Source organism: Pseudomonas machongensis, from assembly GCF_034961125.1.
GTDB classification, from domain to species: domain Bacteria; phylum Pseudomonadota; class Gammaproteobacteria; order Pseudomonadales; family Pseudomonadaceae; genus Aquipseudomonas; species Aquipseudomonas machongensis.
The window spans coordinates 1-13836 of record NZ_JAYFUI010000124.1 but is presented as its reverse complement, the minus strand read 5'-3'; the positions used below and the strand labels follow the sequence as shown (position 1 = coordinate 13836).

At 64.3% G+C, this 13836-nt stretch carries 15 protein-coding genes; 9 read left to right on the top strand and 6 right to left on the bottom strand.

The annotated features are described in order from the left end of the window. The first annotated feature begins 24 nt into the window (after positions 1-24). Complete coding sequence (locus VA602_RS13095; protein WP_323453400.1) at positions 25-1461, top strand: HD domain-containing phosphohydrolase; 1437 nt, start codon at positions 25-27, stop codon at positions 1459-1461. A 118-nt stretch (positions 1462-1579) separates the two neighbouring features. Then, a complete protein-coding gene (locus VA602_RS13090; RefSeq protein ID WP_323453399.1) occupies positions 1580-2128 on the top strand; it encodes a hypothetical protein in 549 nt (182 codons plus the stop codon). A gap of 134 nt (positions 2129-2262) precedes the next feature. Here the strand turns inward: VA602_RS13090 and VA602_RS13085 are convergent, their stop codons facing one another. Together VA602_RS13085 and VA602_RS13080 are read right to left on the bottom strand one after the other, a co-directional pair. Then, positions 2263-2754, bottom strand: a complete 492-nt coding sequence (locus VA602_RS13085) for a hypothetical protein (RefSeq protein ID WP_323453398.1) — start codon at positions 2752-2754, stop codon at positions 2263-2265. A 118-nt stretch (positions 2755-2872) separates the two neighbouring features. After that, entirely contained in the window at positions 2873-3541 is a 669-nt protein-coding gene (locus tag VA602_RS13080; RefSeq protein WP_323453397.1) for a YciC family protein, read from the bottom strand. Positions 3542-3692: 151 nt separating this feature from the next. Between VA602_RS13080 and VA602_RS13075 the strand changes: the two genes are divergently transcribed. Continuing rightward, positions 3693-4430: a DUF2076 domain-containing protein gene (locus VA602_RS13075; protein ID WP_054892844.1), complete on the top strand. Its 738-nt coding sequence runs from the start codon at positions 3693-3695 to the stop codon at positions 4428-4430. 71 nt (positions 4431-4501) lie between these two features. Beyond that, positions 4502-4981 carry a LabA-like NYN domain-containing protein gene (locus tag VA602_RS13070; protein WP_054892845.1) on the top strand — a complete coding sequence of 160 codons (480 nt, stop codon included), beginning with the start codon at positions 4502-4504 and terminating at the stop codon, positions 4979-4981. A gap of 10 nt (positions 4982-4991) precedes the next feature. Here the strand turns inward: VA602_RS13070 and VA602_RS13065 are convergent, their stop codons facing one another. After that, positions 4992-5450, bottom strand: a complete 459-nt coding sequence (locus VA602_RS13065) for an Lrp/AsnC family transcriptional regulator (RefSeq protein ID WP_054892846.1) — start codon at positions 5448-5450, stop codon at positions 4992-4994. Between the two features lie 155 nt (positions 5451-5605). On the opposite strand from VA602_RS13065, the gene yedA reads away from it, so the two are divergent. Further along, positions 5606-6502 carry a drug/metabolite exporter YedA gene (yedA, locus tag VA602_RS13060; RefSeq protein WP_054892847.1) on the top strand — a complete coding sequence of 299 codons (897 nt, stop codon included), beginning with the start codon at positions 5606-5608 and terminating at the stop codon, positions 6500-6502. Positions 6503-6606: 104 nt separating this feature from the next. After that, positions 6607-7932, top strand: a complete 1326-nt coding sequence (locus VA602_RS13055; protein WP_125930844.1) for a DEAD/DEAH box helicase — start codon at positions 6607-6609, stop codon at positions 7930-7932. Positions 7933-8179: 247 nt separating this feature from the next. Here the strand turns inward: VA602_RS13055 and VA602_RS13050 are convergent, their stop codons facing one another. The 3 genes from VA602_RS13050 to pmrG all read right to left on the bottom strand — a co-directional run bounded on the left by VA602_RS13050 (position 8180) and on the right by pmrG (position 11257). Then, positions 8180-9433 carry a TIGR03862 family flavoprotein gene (locus tag VA602_RS13050; protein WP_323453396.1) on the bottom strand — a complete coding sequence of 418 codons (1254 nt, stop codon included), beginning with the start codon at positions 9431-9433 and terminating at the stop codon, positions 8180-8182. Positions 9434-9581: 148 nt separating this feature from the next. Then, positions 9582-10496, bottom strand: coding sequence for a histone deacetylase family protein (locus VA602_RS13045; RefSeq protein WP_054892850.1), 915 nt, complete (start codon positions 10494-10496; stop codon positions 9582-9584). Between the two features lie 71 nt (positions 10497-10567). Then, positions 10568-11257, bottom strand: coding sequence for a lipopolysaccharide core heptose(II)-phosphate phosphatase PmrG (gene pmrG, locus VA602_RS13040; RefSeq protein WP_125930842.1), 690 nt, complete (start codon positions 11255-11257; stop codon positions 10568-10570). Positions 11258-11439: 182 nt separating this feature from the next. Here pmrG and VA602_RS13035 point away from each other — a divergent pair, with 182 nt between their 5' ends. The 3 genes from VA602_RS13035 (at position 11440) to VA602_RS13025 (ending at position 13557) form a co-directional block, all read left to right on the top strand. Further along, a complete protein-coding gene (locus tag VA602_RS13035) occupies positions 11440-12009 on the top strand; it encodes a GNAT family N-acetyltransferase (RefSeq protein ID WP_054892852.1) in 570 nt (189 codons plus the stop codon). Positions 12010-12100: 91 nt separating this feature from the next. Further along, the gene (gene tesB / locus VA602_RS13030; protein WP_063542654.1) at positions 12101-12970 is read left to right on the top strand and encodes an acyl-CoA thioesterase II; all 870 of its coding nucleotides are present in this window, start codon (positions 12101-12103) and stop codon (positions 12968-12970) included. Beyond that, on the top strand, positions 12967-13557 hold the full coding sequence (locus VA602_RS13025; protein WP_063542656.1) for an HAD family hydrolase: 591 nt from the start codon (positions 12967-12969) through the stop codon (positions 13555-13557). Before tesB ends, VA602_RS13025 begins: the two co-directional genes overlap by 4 nt. Positions 13558-13836 lie beyond the last annotated feature (279 nt).

The following is a 13836-nucleotide window of genomic DNA, read 5'->3' as shown; positions in this document are numbered from 1 at the left end:
AACTCACTGAACTGTGGACCGCTCATGCCTGTTGCCGACTACATCCCCCTGGAAGACGCCATCCTCGCCTTGTCGATGGTGGGTGACCTGAGCATGGGCCAGCCTATCGATCAGTCGCGCCGCACGGCGCAGCTGGCGCGCAGGCTCGCGCACGCCTGTATGGGCGAGGGCGACCACCTGCAGGTGGCCGCTGATGTCGCACTGTTGCGCTGGTCGGGGTGCACTGCCAATGCCGAAGATTTCACCCGCCTGCTCGGGGACGACGTGGGTGGCCGTCAAGCCATGCTCGCGCAGACCCTCGACGCCGCCGGGCAGCGGGCGATGCTGCAGACCGGGCCGCTGGCGCGCGTGCACTGCGAGGTGGCTGGCGAGGTTGCAGTTGCTCTTGGACTGGGCGCGCCAGTGGAGCAGGGGCTGCGGCACGTGTTCGAGCATTTCGACGGTAGTGGTCGCCCATCCGGCCTGCGTCATCCACAGGTGCCTGAGGTGGTGTATCAGGTGGTGCTGGCAGGTGACCTGGAGATCCTTTCGCGAGCGCGGGGTCTTGAGGCTGCGCTGGCCTGGATCGATGGGCAGGCCGATCAGCGCTACCCGCGCAGCCTGGTGAGGGAGCTGCAGTGTCAGGCGGCTGACTGGTTGCATGACTTGCAGGAGGCTGAACAAGCGACGGCCTCGAATACAGCTTGCTCCGATGTGCCTTTGACCCTGGTTGCCGATGTCATCGACCTCAAGTTGACCTGGCTTGCGGGCTATTCGCGTGGTGTGGCTGCGCTGGTGCATGACGCCGCCGGGCTGATGGGCATGCCGGAGGCGCTGCAGGGCGTGCTAAGACAGGCGGCGCTGGTGCATGGCATCGGCCGCGCCGCGGTGCCGAACCGGGTATGGAACCTGCCGGGTGCATTGCTTGAGGGCGACCGCGAGCAGATTCGCCTGGTGCCCTACTGGACTCAGCGCGCTTGCGCGCAAGTACCGACATTGCAGCGTGCGGGCAGGCTTGCCGCACACGCCTACGAGCGTCTCGATGGCAGTGGTTATTTTCGTGGCGTGGAGGGTGATGCCCTCGCGCCGGAGCAGCGCTTGCTGGCCGTGGCGCTCGCCTGGCAGGCGCTGCGGGCCGAGCGTCCATGGCGAGCGGCGCTTGGCCAGCAGGAGGCCGAGCAGTTGCTCAGGCAGGAGGCGCAACAGGGGCGCTTCGACCTGCAGTGTTGTGAAGCCGTGTTCGCCGCCGCGCGCGGGGAACGCAAGCTGCCGGCAGCCAAGGGGGGCGGTGGCCTGTTGAGTGAACGCGAAAGCGAGGTGCTGCGCCAGATCAGCCTGGGTCACAGCAACAAGGAGGTCGCGCGGTTGCTGGGCATCAGTCCCAGTACTGTGCGCACCCATGTCGAGAGTACCTTCCGCAAGCTCGAATGCACCACGCGCGCTGCAGCCACCTTGAAAGCCCTGACGCTTGGCTTGATCTGACGCAAGGCAAAACGTGTCTGCTGGAAGCCTTACAGCCTTATGGGCGCGACCGGTTTATCAAGAAAGTGACAGCGCTGAAGACTTCAGCCATCTGTCATTCATGCTTGGGAGAAACCCGGTGAAAAATATCGAAAAAGTGACCAACGACGACCTAATGTCGTTCAGCAATCTGACACTCGTGAACTGTACCCTGGATGTGATCCAAAACGGCGTCACCTACCCTGTCGTGCTGAGTCAGCGGGACGACTATGCCAACCAGAGCGATTCCACGCTGTGGGATTGGCTGGTGCTGGGAAATCGCGGGGCTGTAGTCGATGATGCCCGCAGGATCTTCAAGTTCAAGTTTCACAAACAGGAGCCCAACCGGATTTACTACCACATCTGGGGCACCTCGGACCGAAGCGCGAAGAAGATCGCACGCAGTGACAACGGTTACCTGGGGATGTACGTCAGCGCCGATGCCAAGAACCCCTGGAAGGTGCAACCGCTGGAGTGGGATGGGAAGCGGCTGCGTTGCTTCCTGCGTGACCACGATGGTAACAGGGTCACCGTCGGCGAGTACCCTGAGTCGGCGGGGCGATACATCGGTGCTGCGGGCGGATACGTCGAGCACCTGAACACGTTCGCTGAAGGGGTGAGTGAGTTTTTCGTGACGCCTGTCGGATAAGCATCAGGGCAATCGTGCCGTGGTACGGTGATCAGTGGAGTCGCTGAGGTATGACTCCACGTATCACGGCTGCAGTACCCGCGCCGCCGCAACGCTCAAGGCACTGAACCTCGGGTTGCTGTGAGCGCTGGGGTTCAGGTTGTGGGAACCACGAGGAACTCGGCGTCGTCTCCTTCGTAGGTGTTCAGGAAGTGGTAGGTGAAATTATCGAAATGGGGGGCGTCCTGCCAGGTCTTCACGCCATGCCCTTCGTGATCACGCAAACGGCAGACCCAGCCATTGGGCGCGTGCCGCAACGGTTCGAGTTTCCAGTAGTCGGTCACCTCGCTGACCTGATAGAGCCCGAGATAGCCGTTGACGCTTCGCCCAAGCCTGATCAATCCGCGCGACCTGCTGATCATGTAGTGCAGGCGGTCTTTGGTCTTGGAATGAAGCTCGAAGTCCAGAATCAGAGAGCGTCGGTCACCTCCCGCCTGCAGCCAGTCGTCCTCCGGGACTACTCCCCAGGTGAATTTATCCGTCGTTTTGCTCCGCCTGATCGGGACGAGCACGTCCCCCTTCATCCAGTAGATCCTGGCTTTGAAGTCACGCTGTAGCTCAGTTGCGGAGTCTGTTGTCATACCCATTGCATGTATCTCCTGAGGGTGGCCCGAGACTGTGGGGAGTCATTCAGGAGTGTCGATGCAATACGGCGGGCAGGGCACCGCGAACGCTTTCCAGAGCGTTGCCCATCCCGTGCCGCTTTCAGTTTCCCGCTGAGGCGCCGGCTTCGCTCTCCAGCAGCATGAACAAGCGGTACAGCACCACGCTGCTGAACAGCTGCAGGAAGCCGCTCAGGCTGTCCAGCGCCAGTTGCGCGCCTGGCTGCGGCTCTGGGAGGGCCATCAGCAGCAGGCCATCGAGCAGCCATAGTGGCGCGAGCACCGACAGCACGCAGATCAGGATGCGCATGAAGTGCCCGGTGGTCATGCGTGCGCTCTCGCGCATCGACTGCATGACGGGAAGGCCGCGCAGGACCAGCAGGTACTCGGCGAACACCAGCTTGATCATGATCCATACGCCCGGGAAGATGAACAGCGCCAGGCCCGCCATGATCAGCAGCGAGCTGATCAGGATCAGCAGGGCCAGCGCCGGCCACAACTGCACGGCGCGAGCGAACAGGTTGCGCTTGCTGATCTGCTGGCCGTTGCTGCGGGTATCCAGGTAGAGGATCAGCGCGGCGCTGTACAGCGGGTAGAACAGCAGGCTGACAAGCATGCCGTAGGCCGGCGAGGCGTCGTCACCCAACTGGCGGTACAGCAATTGGCTGAACAGGGCTTCCAGCACCACCAGCGGCAGGCACAACTGCAGGATGCTGGTGAAGTGGCGGCGGAAGAAGTAGAGGGAGTCGCGCAGGATCGTCAGCGGGTTCATCGGTCTATATCGCAGGAAAAAGCAGTGCGTCACTTTAGCCCAGGAGCGGGCGATGCTGAAAAAAGTTTCATCGGCCCTGTAATTGAATCCTGCCCTGGCACCCCCCATCTTTGACCTTGTCCGATGTTCCGCATGGCCCAAGAGGTAGCCCATGAACACTGAAGAGCAAACCCTGATCGACGGTCTGTTCGGCCGCATCAAGCAGGCCGAGGATCCGCAGCAGCCACGCGATGCCCAGGCCCAGGCGCGGATCGAGGAGCACCTGCGCCAGCAGCCGGCGGCGCCGTACTACATGGCCCAGGCGATCTTGGTCCAGGAGGCCGCGATCAAGAAGCTCGACGAGCAGAACAAGCAACTCGAGGCCGAGCTCAGACAAGCCCGCGCCCAGGCCCAGCAAGAGGCGCCAAAGGCCAGTGGTGGCTTCCTGTCGAGCATCTTTGGCAGCAGCGCGCGTAGCCCGGAGCCTCAGCGTCCGGTCGCGCCGCCCCCTGCCTCCGGTTCTGGTGGTTGGCGCGAGCCTGCGCCCCAGGCCTATGCCCCACAGCCCCAGGCGCAGCCGCAAGGTTTCGCTGCGGCCCCGGCGCGCAGTGGTGCGAGCAGCTTCCTCGGGGGTGCCATGCAGACCGCAGCGGGCGTGGCGGGCGGAGTACTGCTGGCGCAAGGTATCAGCAGCTTGTTCAGCCATAACTCGCAACCCAACGAGGTGGTCGAGGTGATCCGTGAAGAGCCGGCGCCGGCGAGCGACAATGGCGGCTGGAATGATCAGGACAACCAGCGCCAGGTTGCCGACAACGACGGTTGGGGCAATGATCAGGGCGGCTTCGTGGACAGCGACTACGACAGCGGCGGCGGTGGTTTCTTCTCGGACGATGACGACACCTTCGTCTGACGCGTCTGGCATAATCGCGGGATTCCCGGGGGCGCACTGCGCCCCTTTCGCCTTTATCCCGGGGCCACCAGGTGAAAAAGATCGCGCTGTTCGCGGATGTGCAGAACCTCTACTACACCGTGCGCCAGGCCCATGGTTGTCACTTCAATTACAGTGCCCTCTGGTCCCAGGTCAGCCGCGATGGCGCCATCGTCGAGGCCGTGGCCTATGCCATCGACCGGGGTGACAGCAAGCAGCAGCAATTTCAGCAGATCCTGCGCAACCTCGGTTTCGAGGTGCGCCTCAAACCCTACATCCAGCGCAGCGACGGCTCGGCCAAGGGAGATTGGGATGTGGGCATCACCCTGGACGTGTATGAGGCCGCCAGCCGGGTCGATCAGGTCGTACTGGCCTCCGGCGATGGCGACTTCGACCAGTTGCTCGAGCGGGTGATGCTGCGCCATGGCGTCGAGACGGTGGTCTACGGCGCGCCAGGGCTCACGGCGCTGTCGTTGATTCGCGCAGCCACGCGCTATGTACCGATCGAGGGTGATTTGCTGCTGCGTCACTGAACGGGCGCACTCACCCCTTCCTGCCATTGCCCTGCAAGTGATCCAGCGGCACCCGGCGCTCCACTGCGCTGGACAGGATGATCGACGTCTTGCTGAACCCCAGTTGCGACACCTGGTTGATCAGCGCCTCCAGTTCATGCATCGAACCCACTGCCGCCTGCATGATCACGCACGGGTCGCCCGTGACCCGGTGGCATTCGGTGAGCTGGGGGATGCGCGCCAGGGCGTCATAGGCCTGCTGGTTGCCATGGCTGGCCAGGCGCAGTTCGATGATGCACTGGATCGGCAGGCCGATCTTTTCCAGGTCGACCTTGGCGGCGTAGCCGGTGATCACTCCGCTGGCCTCGAGTTTGGCGACTCGCTCGGCCACCGCAGGCGCCGACAGGTTGACCTGACGGGCGAGCTGGGCATAGGTGGCGCGACCGTCTTCGAGCAGGGCGGCGAGCAGCATGCGATCGTACTTGTCCATGGGTCTCTCGTTGCGAATGTGCAATCAACGGGAAAACAGGCGAATTACCGTTCATTGCAAAGTGTATGGGCCTATTAAACGTGTTTTGTAACTTATGTTTGCGGGAGCGCCTTCCTAAACTAAGTCACCCGTAAACGGATTTCGAGTCTTTTGTCATGCCTGCCTCCCGTCGTTTCCCCTGGCTGCTGATCGGCGCCTTCATTGCCCTCTACCTGGTCTGGGGGTCTACCTACCTGGCCATTCGCATCGGTGTCGAATCCTGGCCGCCGTTGCTGATGGCTGGGGTACGTTTTGTCATTGCCGGCAGCCTGTTGTATGGCTTCCTGCGCTGGCGCGGTGTGCCGGCTCCCACCTGGGCGCAATGGCGGGCGGCGGGGGCGATCGGGTTTCTGTTGCTCAGTTGCGGCAACGGTGGCGTGACCCTGGCCGAGCATGCCGGCGTGGCATCGGGCGTTGCAGCGCTGGCGGTGGCCACGGTGCCGTTGTTCACGTTGCTGTTCGGGCTGTTGTTCGGTCATCGCAATTCGCGTCTGGAATGGGCGGGGATTTTCCTCGGGCTTGCCGGTATCGGCTTGCTCAACCTCGGTTCGAACCTGCAGGCCAGCCCCATGGGGGCAGCGTTGATCCTGTTCGCAGCGGCGGCCTGGGCGTTCGGCTCGGTGTGGAGCAAGAACCTGCCCTTGCCCCAGGGCGCCATGGCCAGTGCTGCCGAGATGCTGGTGGGCGGTGCTGCGTTGTTGATCGGCAGCGCCCTGAGCGGTGAACGCCTGACCCAGATGCCGACGGCGGCGGGTTGGGGGGCACTGGCCTATCTGATCTTCTTCGGCTCGATCGTGGCCTTCAGCTCGTACATGTACCTGCTCAAGCATGTGCGGCCGGCGGCCGCGACCAGCTACGCGTACGTCAACCCGGTGGTGGCGGTATTGCTCGGGATTGCCTTTGCTGGTGAACGGATCGGCGCCGAGGAATGCCTGGCGATGGGCGTGATCGTCGGAGCGGTGGTGTTGATCGGGTTGCCACAGTGGCGGCGCGCGCCACGGCAGGTGGCCTGAGGAGCAGATGCATCCGTTGGGGGGCAGCGGGCGTCAAAGCCAGCGCAACTCCAGGGGGCTTGCGGTAAACTGCCGCCTTCGCTGAACCCCCTGACGGTATCACCATGAATTTCGCCAAACTCGGCCTGATCGAACCCCTGCTGCGCACCTTGCAGCAGCGGGACTATTCCACCCCGACCCCGATTCAGGCCCAGGCCATCCCCGCCGTGCTGGCAGGGCGCGACCTGATGGCCGCAGCCCAGACCGGTACCGGCAAGACCGCCGGTTTCGCCTTGCCGGTGTTGCAACGCCTGGCGCTCGAGGGTGAGAAGGTGGCCAGCAATTCGATCCGCGCGCTGGTGCTGGTGCCAACCCGCGAGCTGGCCGAGCAGGTGCACGCCAATATCCGTGAATACGCCGAGCACCTGCCGTTGAGCACCTACGCGGTGTACGGCGGCGTCAGCCTCAATCCGCAGATGATGCGCCTGCGCCGTGGCGTCGACCTGCTGGTGGCCACGCCGGGCCGCCTGCTCGATCTGTTCCGCCAGAACGCGGTGAAGTTCGGCCAGGTGCAAACCCTGGTGCTCGACGAAGCCGACCGCATGCTCGACCTGGGCTTTGCCGAAGAGCTGCAGGCCGTGTACGCCGCCTTGCCACGCAAGCGCCAGACCTTGCTGTTCTCGGCGACGTTCTCCGACCAGATCCGCATGCTCGCCGGCCTGGCCCTGAACGATCCGCTGAGTATCGAAGTCAGCCCGCGCAACGCCGCCGCCACCACCGTCAAGCAATGGCTGGTGCCGGTAGACAAGAAGCGCAAGGCCGACCTGTTCTGCCACCTGATGCGCAAGCAGCGCTGGAAGCAGGTGCTGGTGTTCGCCAAGACCCGCAACGGCGTCGATCAACTGGTCGAGCGGCTGCTGGCAGAGGGGGTCAATGCCGATGGCATCCATGGCGATCGTCCACAGGCGACCCGTCAGCGGGCGCTGGATACCTTCAAGGCGCGTGAAATCCAGGTGCTGGTGGCGACTGACGTCGCGGCTCGCGGCATCGATATCGACGACCTGCCGCTGGTGGTCAACCTCGACCTGCCGATCGTTGCCGAGGATTACGTGCACCGTATCGGTCGTACTGGGCGAGCGGGTAACAAGGGCGAGGCGATTTCGCTGGTGTGTGCCGATGAGGTGCAACTGCTGTCAGCGATCGAGGTCCTGATCCGCCAGACGTTGCCGCGTCATGAAGAGCCGGACTTCATTCCCGATCACCGGGTGCCGATGACCGATGCCAGCGGCCAGGTGCTGAAAAAGCCGAAAAAGCCCAAGAAACCCAAAGAGAACAGTGCCAAGCGCGGGCTCGGCAAGTGGATGGACAGCTCGGAAGATTCGGCACCGACGGTCAAGCCGGTGCGCAAGGTGCCGAGTTTCAACAGCGGGCCACGCAAGCGCAAACCCTAGTGGAGGGGTCCTTGTAGACGCGGCACGACGCCGCCTACCGGAACCGGGTTGGGTCGCCAGGTGCACCCGGCGATATGAGGGGCACCTTCGGTCTTTGCCCATTGACTGCAATCGGCCCGGTGGGAGCAACTGTCTTATTCAAAATCTAAAGGCCAGCCCAATCCCCTGTGGGAGCGGGCTTGTCCCGCGATCACCGGCGTAGCCGGTGCCATGCATCGCGGTGTTCCTTTCGCGGGCAAGCCCGCTCCTACAAGGAGGTGGGCTGACGCTCGGACAACCATTCCAGCGCTGCCCGTCCGGCCCGCAGCCCGCTGGCAAAGCACGCCGTCAGCAGGTAGCCCCCGGTCGGTGCTTCCCAGTCCAGCATCTCGCCGGCGCAGAATACTCCGGGTAGTTGCTTGATCATCAAGCCCTCGTCCATCGCCTCGAAACGCACGCCACCGGCACTGCTGATCGCCTCATCCAGCGGCCGCGTGCGCACCAGTTCGATCGGCAGCGCCTTGATTGCCTGGGCCAGGCGCACGGGGTCGGCAAAGGTGGCCTGGTCGGTCAGCTCGCGCAGCAGCGCGGCTTTCACCCCGTCGATGCCGAGCTGCCCATGCAGGTGCTTGGCCATCGAGCGGGAGCCACGGGGCTTGGCCAGGGCCTGAGCGATTTTATCCACAGGGCGATCCGGCAGCAGGTCAAGCAGCAAGGTGGCGCGTCCGTTGCGCTCGATACCGGCGCGGACCGCCGCCGACCAGGCGTACACCAGGCTGCCTTCCACGCCTTGGGCGGTGAGGATGAACTCGCCCTTGCGCGGGGCACTGCCAGGTACGCTCAGGGCGATGTTCTTCAGCGGCGCGCCGGCGAACTTGTCCTTGAGCAGGTCGCTCCAGGCCTGGACCTCGAAACCACAGTTGCTCGGGCGCAAGGGCGAGATATCCACAGCGCGCTCGGCCAGCAGTGGCACCCAGCTGCCGTCCGAGCCCAGGCGCGCCCAGCTGCCGCCACCCAGGGCCAGGACCACAGCAGTGGCGTTTACCAGGCGTTCGCCCTGTGGATAAGCGATTCGCAGTGCGCCTTCCGCGTCCCAGCCAAGCCAGCGGTGCCGGGTGTGGATAACCACGCCGGAATCGCGCAGGCGCTTGAGCCAGGCGCGCAGCAGCGGCGCCGCTTTCATGTCGGTGGGGAAGACCCGCCCCGAGGTGCCGACGAAGGTGTCGATGCCCAGGCCGTGGATCCACTGGCGCAGGGCGTCGGCATCGAAATCGCGCAGCAGCGCGTCGATGGTCTCGCGGCGTTCGCCATAGCGACCGATGAAGGCTGGGTAGGGTTCGGAGTGGGTGATGTTCATGCCGCCGACGCCCGCCAGCAGGAACTTGCGCCCCACCGACGGCATCGCATCGAACACCTCGACCGCCACGCCGGCCTGAGCCAGGGCCTCGGCAGCCATCAGACCGGCGGGGCCGCCGCCGATCACGGCGACGAGGGGAGGGGAGGTGGTGTGGGAATCGGTCATGGTGGCGGCAGGCTGTGGAAAAGAGTCGGCATTCTACCCCAGCGGTGCCTGCGCAGATACTGTTCAAAAAATGAACAAATCTTTGCAGGTCAGGCAGTTAAAGGGCTCCAGGGGCTTTCTCGCAGGTTATCCACAAGCGGTTCCACAGTCATTGTGTGTAACCCAGCACCCGCGCCGCGGTGTGATGAAGGATGCCGTGACGCCGAGCCAGCGCCTCCCGGTCCTTGCTGTAACCGCCGCCGATCACCCCGACCACCGGGATATCACGGCCAAGGCAGTGGCGCAGTACCGCTTCGTCGCGGGCGGCGACGCCCGCATCGGTCAGTTGCAGATAACCCAGGGCGTCGTCCTTGTGCACGTCGACACCGGCGTCGTACAGCACAAGGTCGGGCTGGTAGAGCGGCAGCAGGTAGTTCAGCGCATCGTTTACCACCTTCAGGTACGCCGCGTCGTCCATGCCGCGCGGCAAAGGGATGTCCCAATCGCTCTGGGCCTTGCGTGCGGGGAAGTTCTGCTCGCAGTGCAACGACACGGTGATTGCCTCTGGTGTGTCGTGAAGGATGCGTGCGGTGCCGTCGCCCTGGTGCACGTCGCAATCGAAGATCAGCACGCGGTGTACGCGTCCGGCTGCGAGCAGGTAGTGGCTGATTACCGCCAGGTCGTTGAAGATGCAGAACCCCGCCGGGTGGTCGTAATGGGCGTGGTGGGTGCCGCCGGCCAGGTGACAGGCGATACCGTGACGCAGGGCCATCTCGGCGGTCAGCAGCGAACCGCCGACGGCGCGCACGGTCCGCCGTGCCAGTGCCTCGCTCCAGGGCAGCCCCAGACGGCGCTGGTCTTCGCGTGAGAGCTCGCCATTCATGTAGCGCTCGATGTAGGCGCGGTCATGGGCCAGGGCAAGGATGTCGTTGGGGCAGAGTTCGGGGCGCAGCAAGGCCTGGTCGGTGGTCAGCCCGCTGTCGATCAGGTGATCGTGCAGCAGGCGGAACTTGTCCATGGGGAAACGGTGTTCCGGCGGGAACTCGGGGCTGTAGTCTTCGTGGTAGATCAGCGGCAGGGGCATGGGCAGGATCGCGGCTGGAGGCAGCGTTGATCTTGCCAGCGGGCCGGAATGCCACGCAACTCAAACACTCATCAGCGTTGTGCCGACGCCAGCACTCGTCGCCAGTCCGGCTCGTTCATGCGCCCGAGGATGCGCGCCTTGCCGCTGCCATCGACCGACACGAACAGCGCGCTGGCGTAGCCACTTTCGCGTTCGCCCGGGGCAACCTTGAGCGTGCGCTGGAAGTGATCGACGCAGCCGTTGTGGGTCACCAGCACAAGATTATGCCCTGCACGCTTGTGCGCCATGGCCTGGCCTGCGAAGCCGCTTTCGCAGCCTTCGAGCCAGTCCTCGCTGGTCACCGTGTCGCCGACGATGAAGTGCGCGGTCTGTCGGGTGCGCAGCTTCGGGCTGCTGAGCAGGTCGGCGCCGTCCAGCCCAAGGCGTTGCAACCCTTCTCCGACACGCTGCGCCGCCTGGCTGCCGGAGACGGTGATTCCGGTGGGGTCGTCCAGGCAAGGGCCGGGCGCGCTGTCGCAGCGCTCGGCGTGGCGAATCATCACGATCACGCTGCCTTCGGCCCACTTCTGCAACAGGCCGCTGGCGTTCAATTGTCGTTCATTGCCAAGGTTCACGATGTGCGTCCTCGTTGACGACCACAGCATCAATCCGGCCGCGGCCAGCACCAGGGCGAGGCCGGCGGCCCAAGCCTTGCGCGAACGTCGGTGTCGCTTGCGGCGGGTGGGGATGGCCAGGTTTTCCAGGATGTCGCTCGACAGCATGCTCGGGCTCCGGCAGAGAGGGCCGCGCGCAGGGCGGCGGCAGGTGATGGCATTCTGTGAAGCGGCCTGTCTGCGCCGAGTGAAGCCGTTGTGAAAATTGCATTGGGCCTGGTGTGCAGGTGAAAAGCGCCCCCGGCGCCTAATCTGTAGACTGCAGGACTGAAAACCTGGAGCCCGCCCCGATGACCCCGATCCTCAAGCTCGAAAGCGCCCGCCTGGTGTTGCGCCAATGGCATGACGACGATTTGCAGGCGTTCGCCGAGATGTGCGCCGACCCGCAGGTGATGCGCTATTTTCCTGCGCCATTGACGCGTCTGGAGGCCGCCGCGCTGATCGGACGCATCCGTGGTCATTTCAACGAATACGGCTACGGTCTTTGGGCATTGGAGCGCATGGACAGTGGTGCCTTCATTGGCCTGACCGGATTGCTCAACGTCAACTTCGACGCCCCCTTCGCTCCGGCGGTCGAGATCAGTTGGCGTCTGGCCCGTCGTCACTGGGGCCAGGGTTTTGCCAGCGAGGCGGCCTGGACCTGCCTGCGCTGCGCATTCGCCCAGTTGCGCCTGGATGAGGTGGTGTCGTTCACCACTCAGGACAACGTACCCTCGCAGAAGGTGATGCAGGCGATCGGTATGGTTCAGGACGAGGCAGGCAGCTTCGAACACCCTCGGCTGCCCGAGGGGCACCCGCTGCGCCCGCACGTGCTGTATCGCATCGACCGTCCGCGCTGGGAGCGAACCCTGCATGCCTGAATGGGCCGCCATGCACGGAGGCAATGACAAATTCTGTATGATTTGCGCCAATGCCCGAATTGCCGTGACACCTGTTAGGAGAAGCCCCCCAATGAGCCATGTGTTGGACGACCTGGTCGACCTGTTGAGCCTCGAATCCATCGAAGAGAATCTGTTCCGTGGTCGTAGCCAGGACCTGGGCTTTCGTCAGTTGTACGGCGGCCAGGTGCTGGGCCAGTCGTTGTCGGCGGCCAGCCAGACGGTCGAGGACGCGCGTCATGTCCATTCCCTGCACGGCTATTTCCTGCGTCCTGGCGATGCCAGCATGCCGGTCGTCTATTCGGTCGATCGGGTACGCGATGGCGGCAGTTTCAGCACACGCCGGGTCACGGCGATCCAGAAGGGCAACCCGATCTTCACCTGCAGCGCGTCGTTCCAGTACGACGAGGGCGGTTTCGAACACCAGGTGCAGATGCCCGATGTAGTCGGCCCCGAGAACCTGCCCAGCGAAGTCGAACTGGCCCGCGCCATGGCCGACAAGCTGCCCGAGCGAATCCGCGACAAGGTGCTGTGCGCCAAACCCATCGAGATCCGCCCGGTGACCGAGCGCGATCCGTTCGACCCCAAGCCGGGCGATCCGGTGAAGTACGCCTGGTTCCGCGCCGACGGCAGCCTTCCGGACATCCCGGCGCTGCACAAGTACCTGTTGGCCTACGCCTCGGATTTCGGCCTGCTGACCACCTCGCTGCTGCCGCACGGCAAATCGGTGTGGCAGAAGGATATGCAGATCGCCAGCCTCGACCATGCGCTGTGGTTCCACCGTGACCTGCGTGCCGACGACTGGCTGCTGTACGCCACCGACAGCCCGTGGGCCGGCAACGCCCGTGGTTTCACCCGCGGCAGCATCTTCAACCGCGCCGGGCAACTGGTGGCCTCGTCCACCCAGGAAGGCCTGATCCGCCATCGCAAGGACTGGGCATGAGCCTGCACGAAGTACGCAACTGGGTGTTCGACATGGACGGCACCCTCACCGTGGCGGTGCACGACTTTGCCGCGATCCGCGAGGCGCTGGAGATTCCGCCCGAGGACGACATCCTCACCCACCTTGCCGCGCTACCCCACGAAGAGGCCACGGCCAAGCACGCCTGGCTGCTGGAGCACGAGCGCGACCTGGCGATCGCCTCGAAGGCCGCGACCGGCGCGGTCGAGCTGGTACGCGAGCTGTCGGCGCGTGGCTGCCGACTGGCGATCCTCACGCGCAACGCGCGGGAGCTGGCCCATGTCACGCTGGAGGCCATTGGCCTGGCGGACTGTTTCCCGGTCGAGCACATTCTGGGACGCGACGAGGCGGCGCCCAAGCCCGACCCGGATGGCCTGTTGCAGATCGCCCGGGCCTGGGGTGTGGCACCGTCCGAGCTGGTGATGGTGGGCGACTACCGCTTCGACCTGGATTGCGGGCGGGCGGCGGGGGCCAGGACGGTGCTGGTCAACCTGCCCGATAACCCCTGGCCGGAGCTGGCGGACTGGCATGCGGCGGATTGCCGGGCGTTGAGGGCGATGCTTGGCTGAAAGATTGCGCTGGGTTCTTCGCGGGCAAGTCGCAGCGGCGAACCGCCGCTTGTGTCTTGATAGGGGATTAGAATCTGGAGTGAGAGCGGTGAATGGCAAGCTGAATGCCGCGTGTGCCTTGAGCACGAGTGGGAGCACAAGCTGCCATTCACCGTTCCACTTTGGCGAGAGCCCGAACAGTTGGATGCGGCCTTGATCTCGAATCACAAGCGTGGGCCAAGCCAAAGTCCTCTCACTCTGTTGAGTCTAGGAGATTTTGGTGATGGTTTCCTTTGTGGG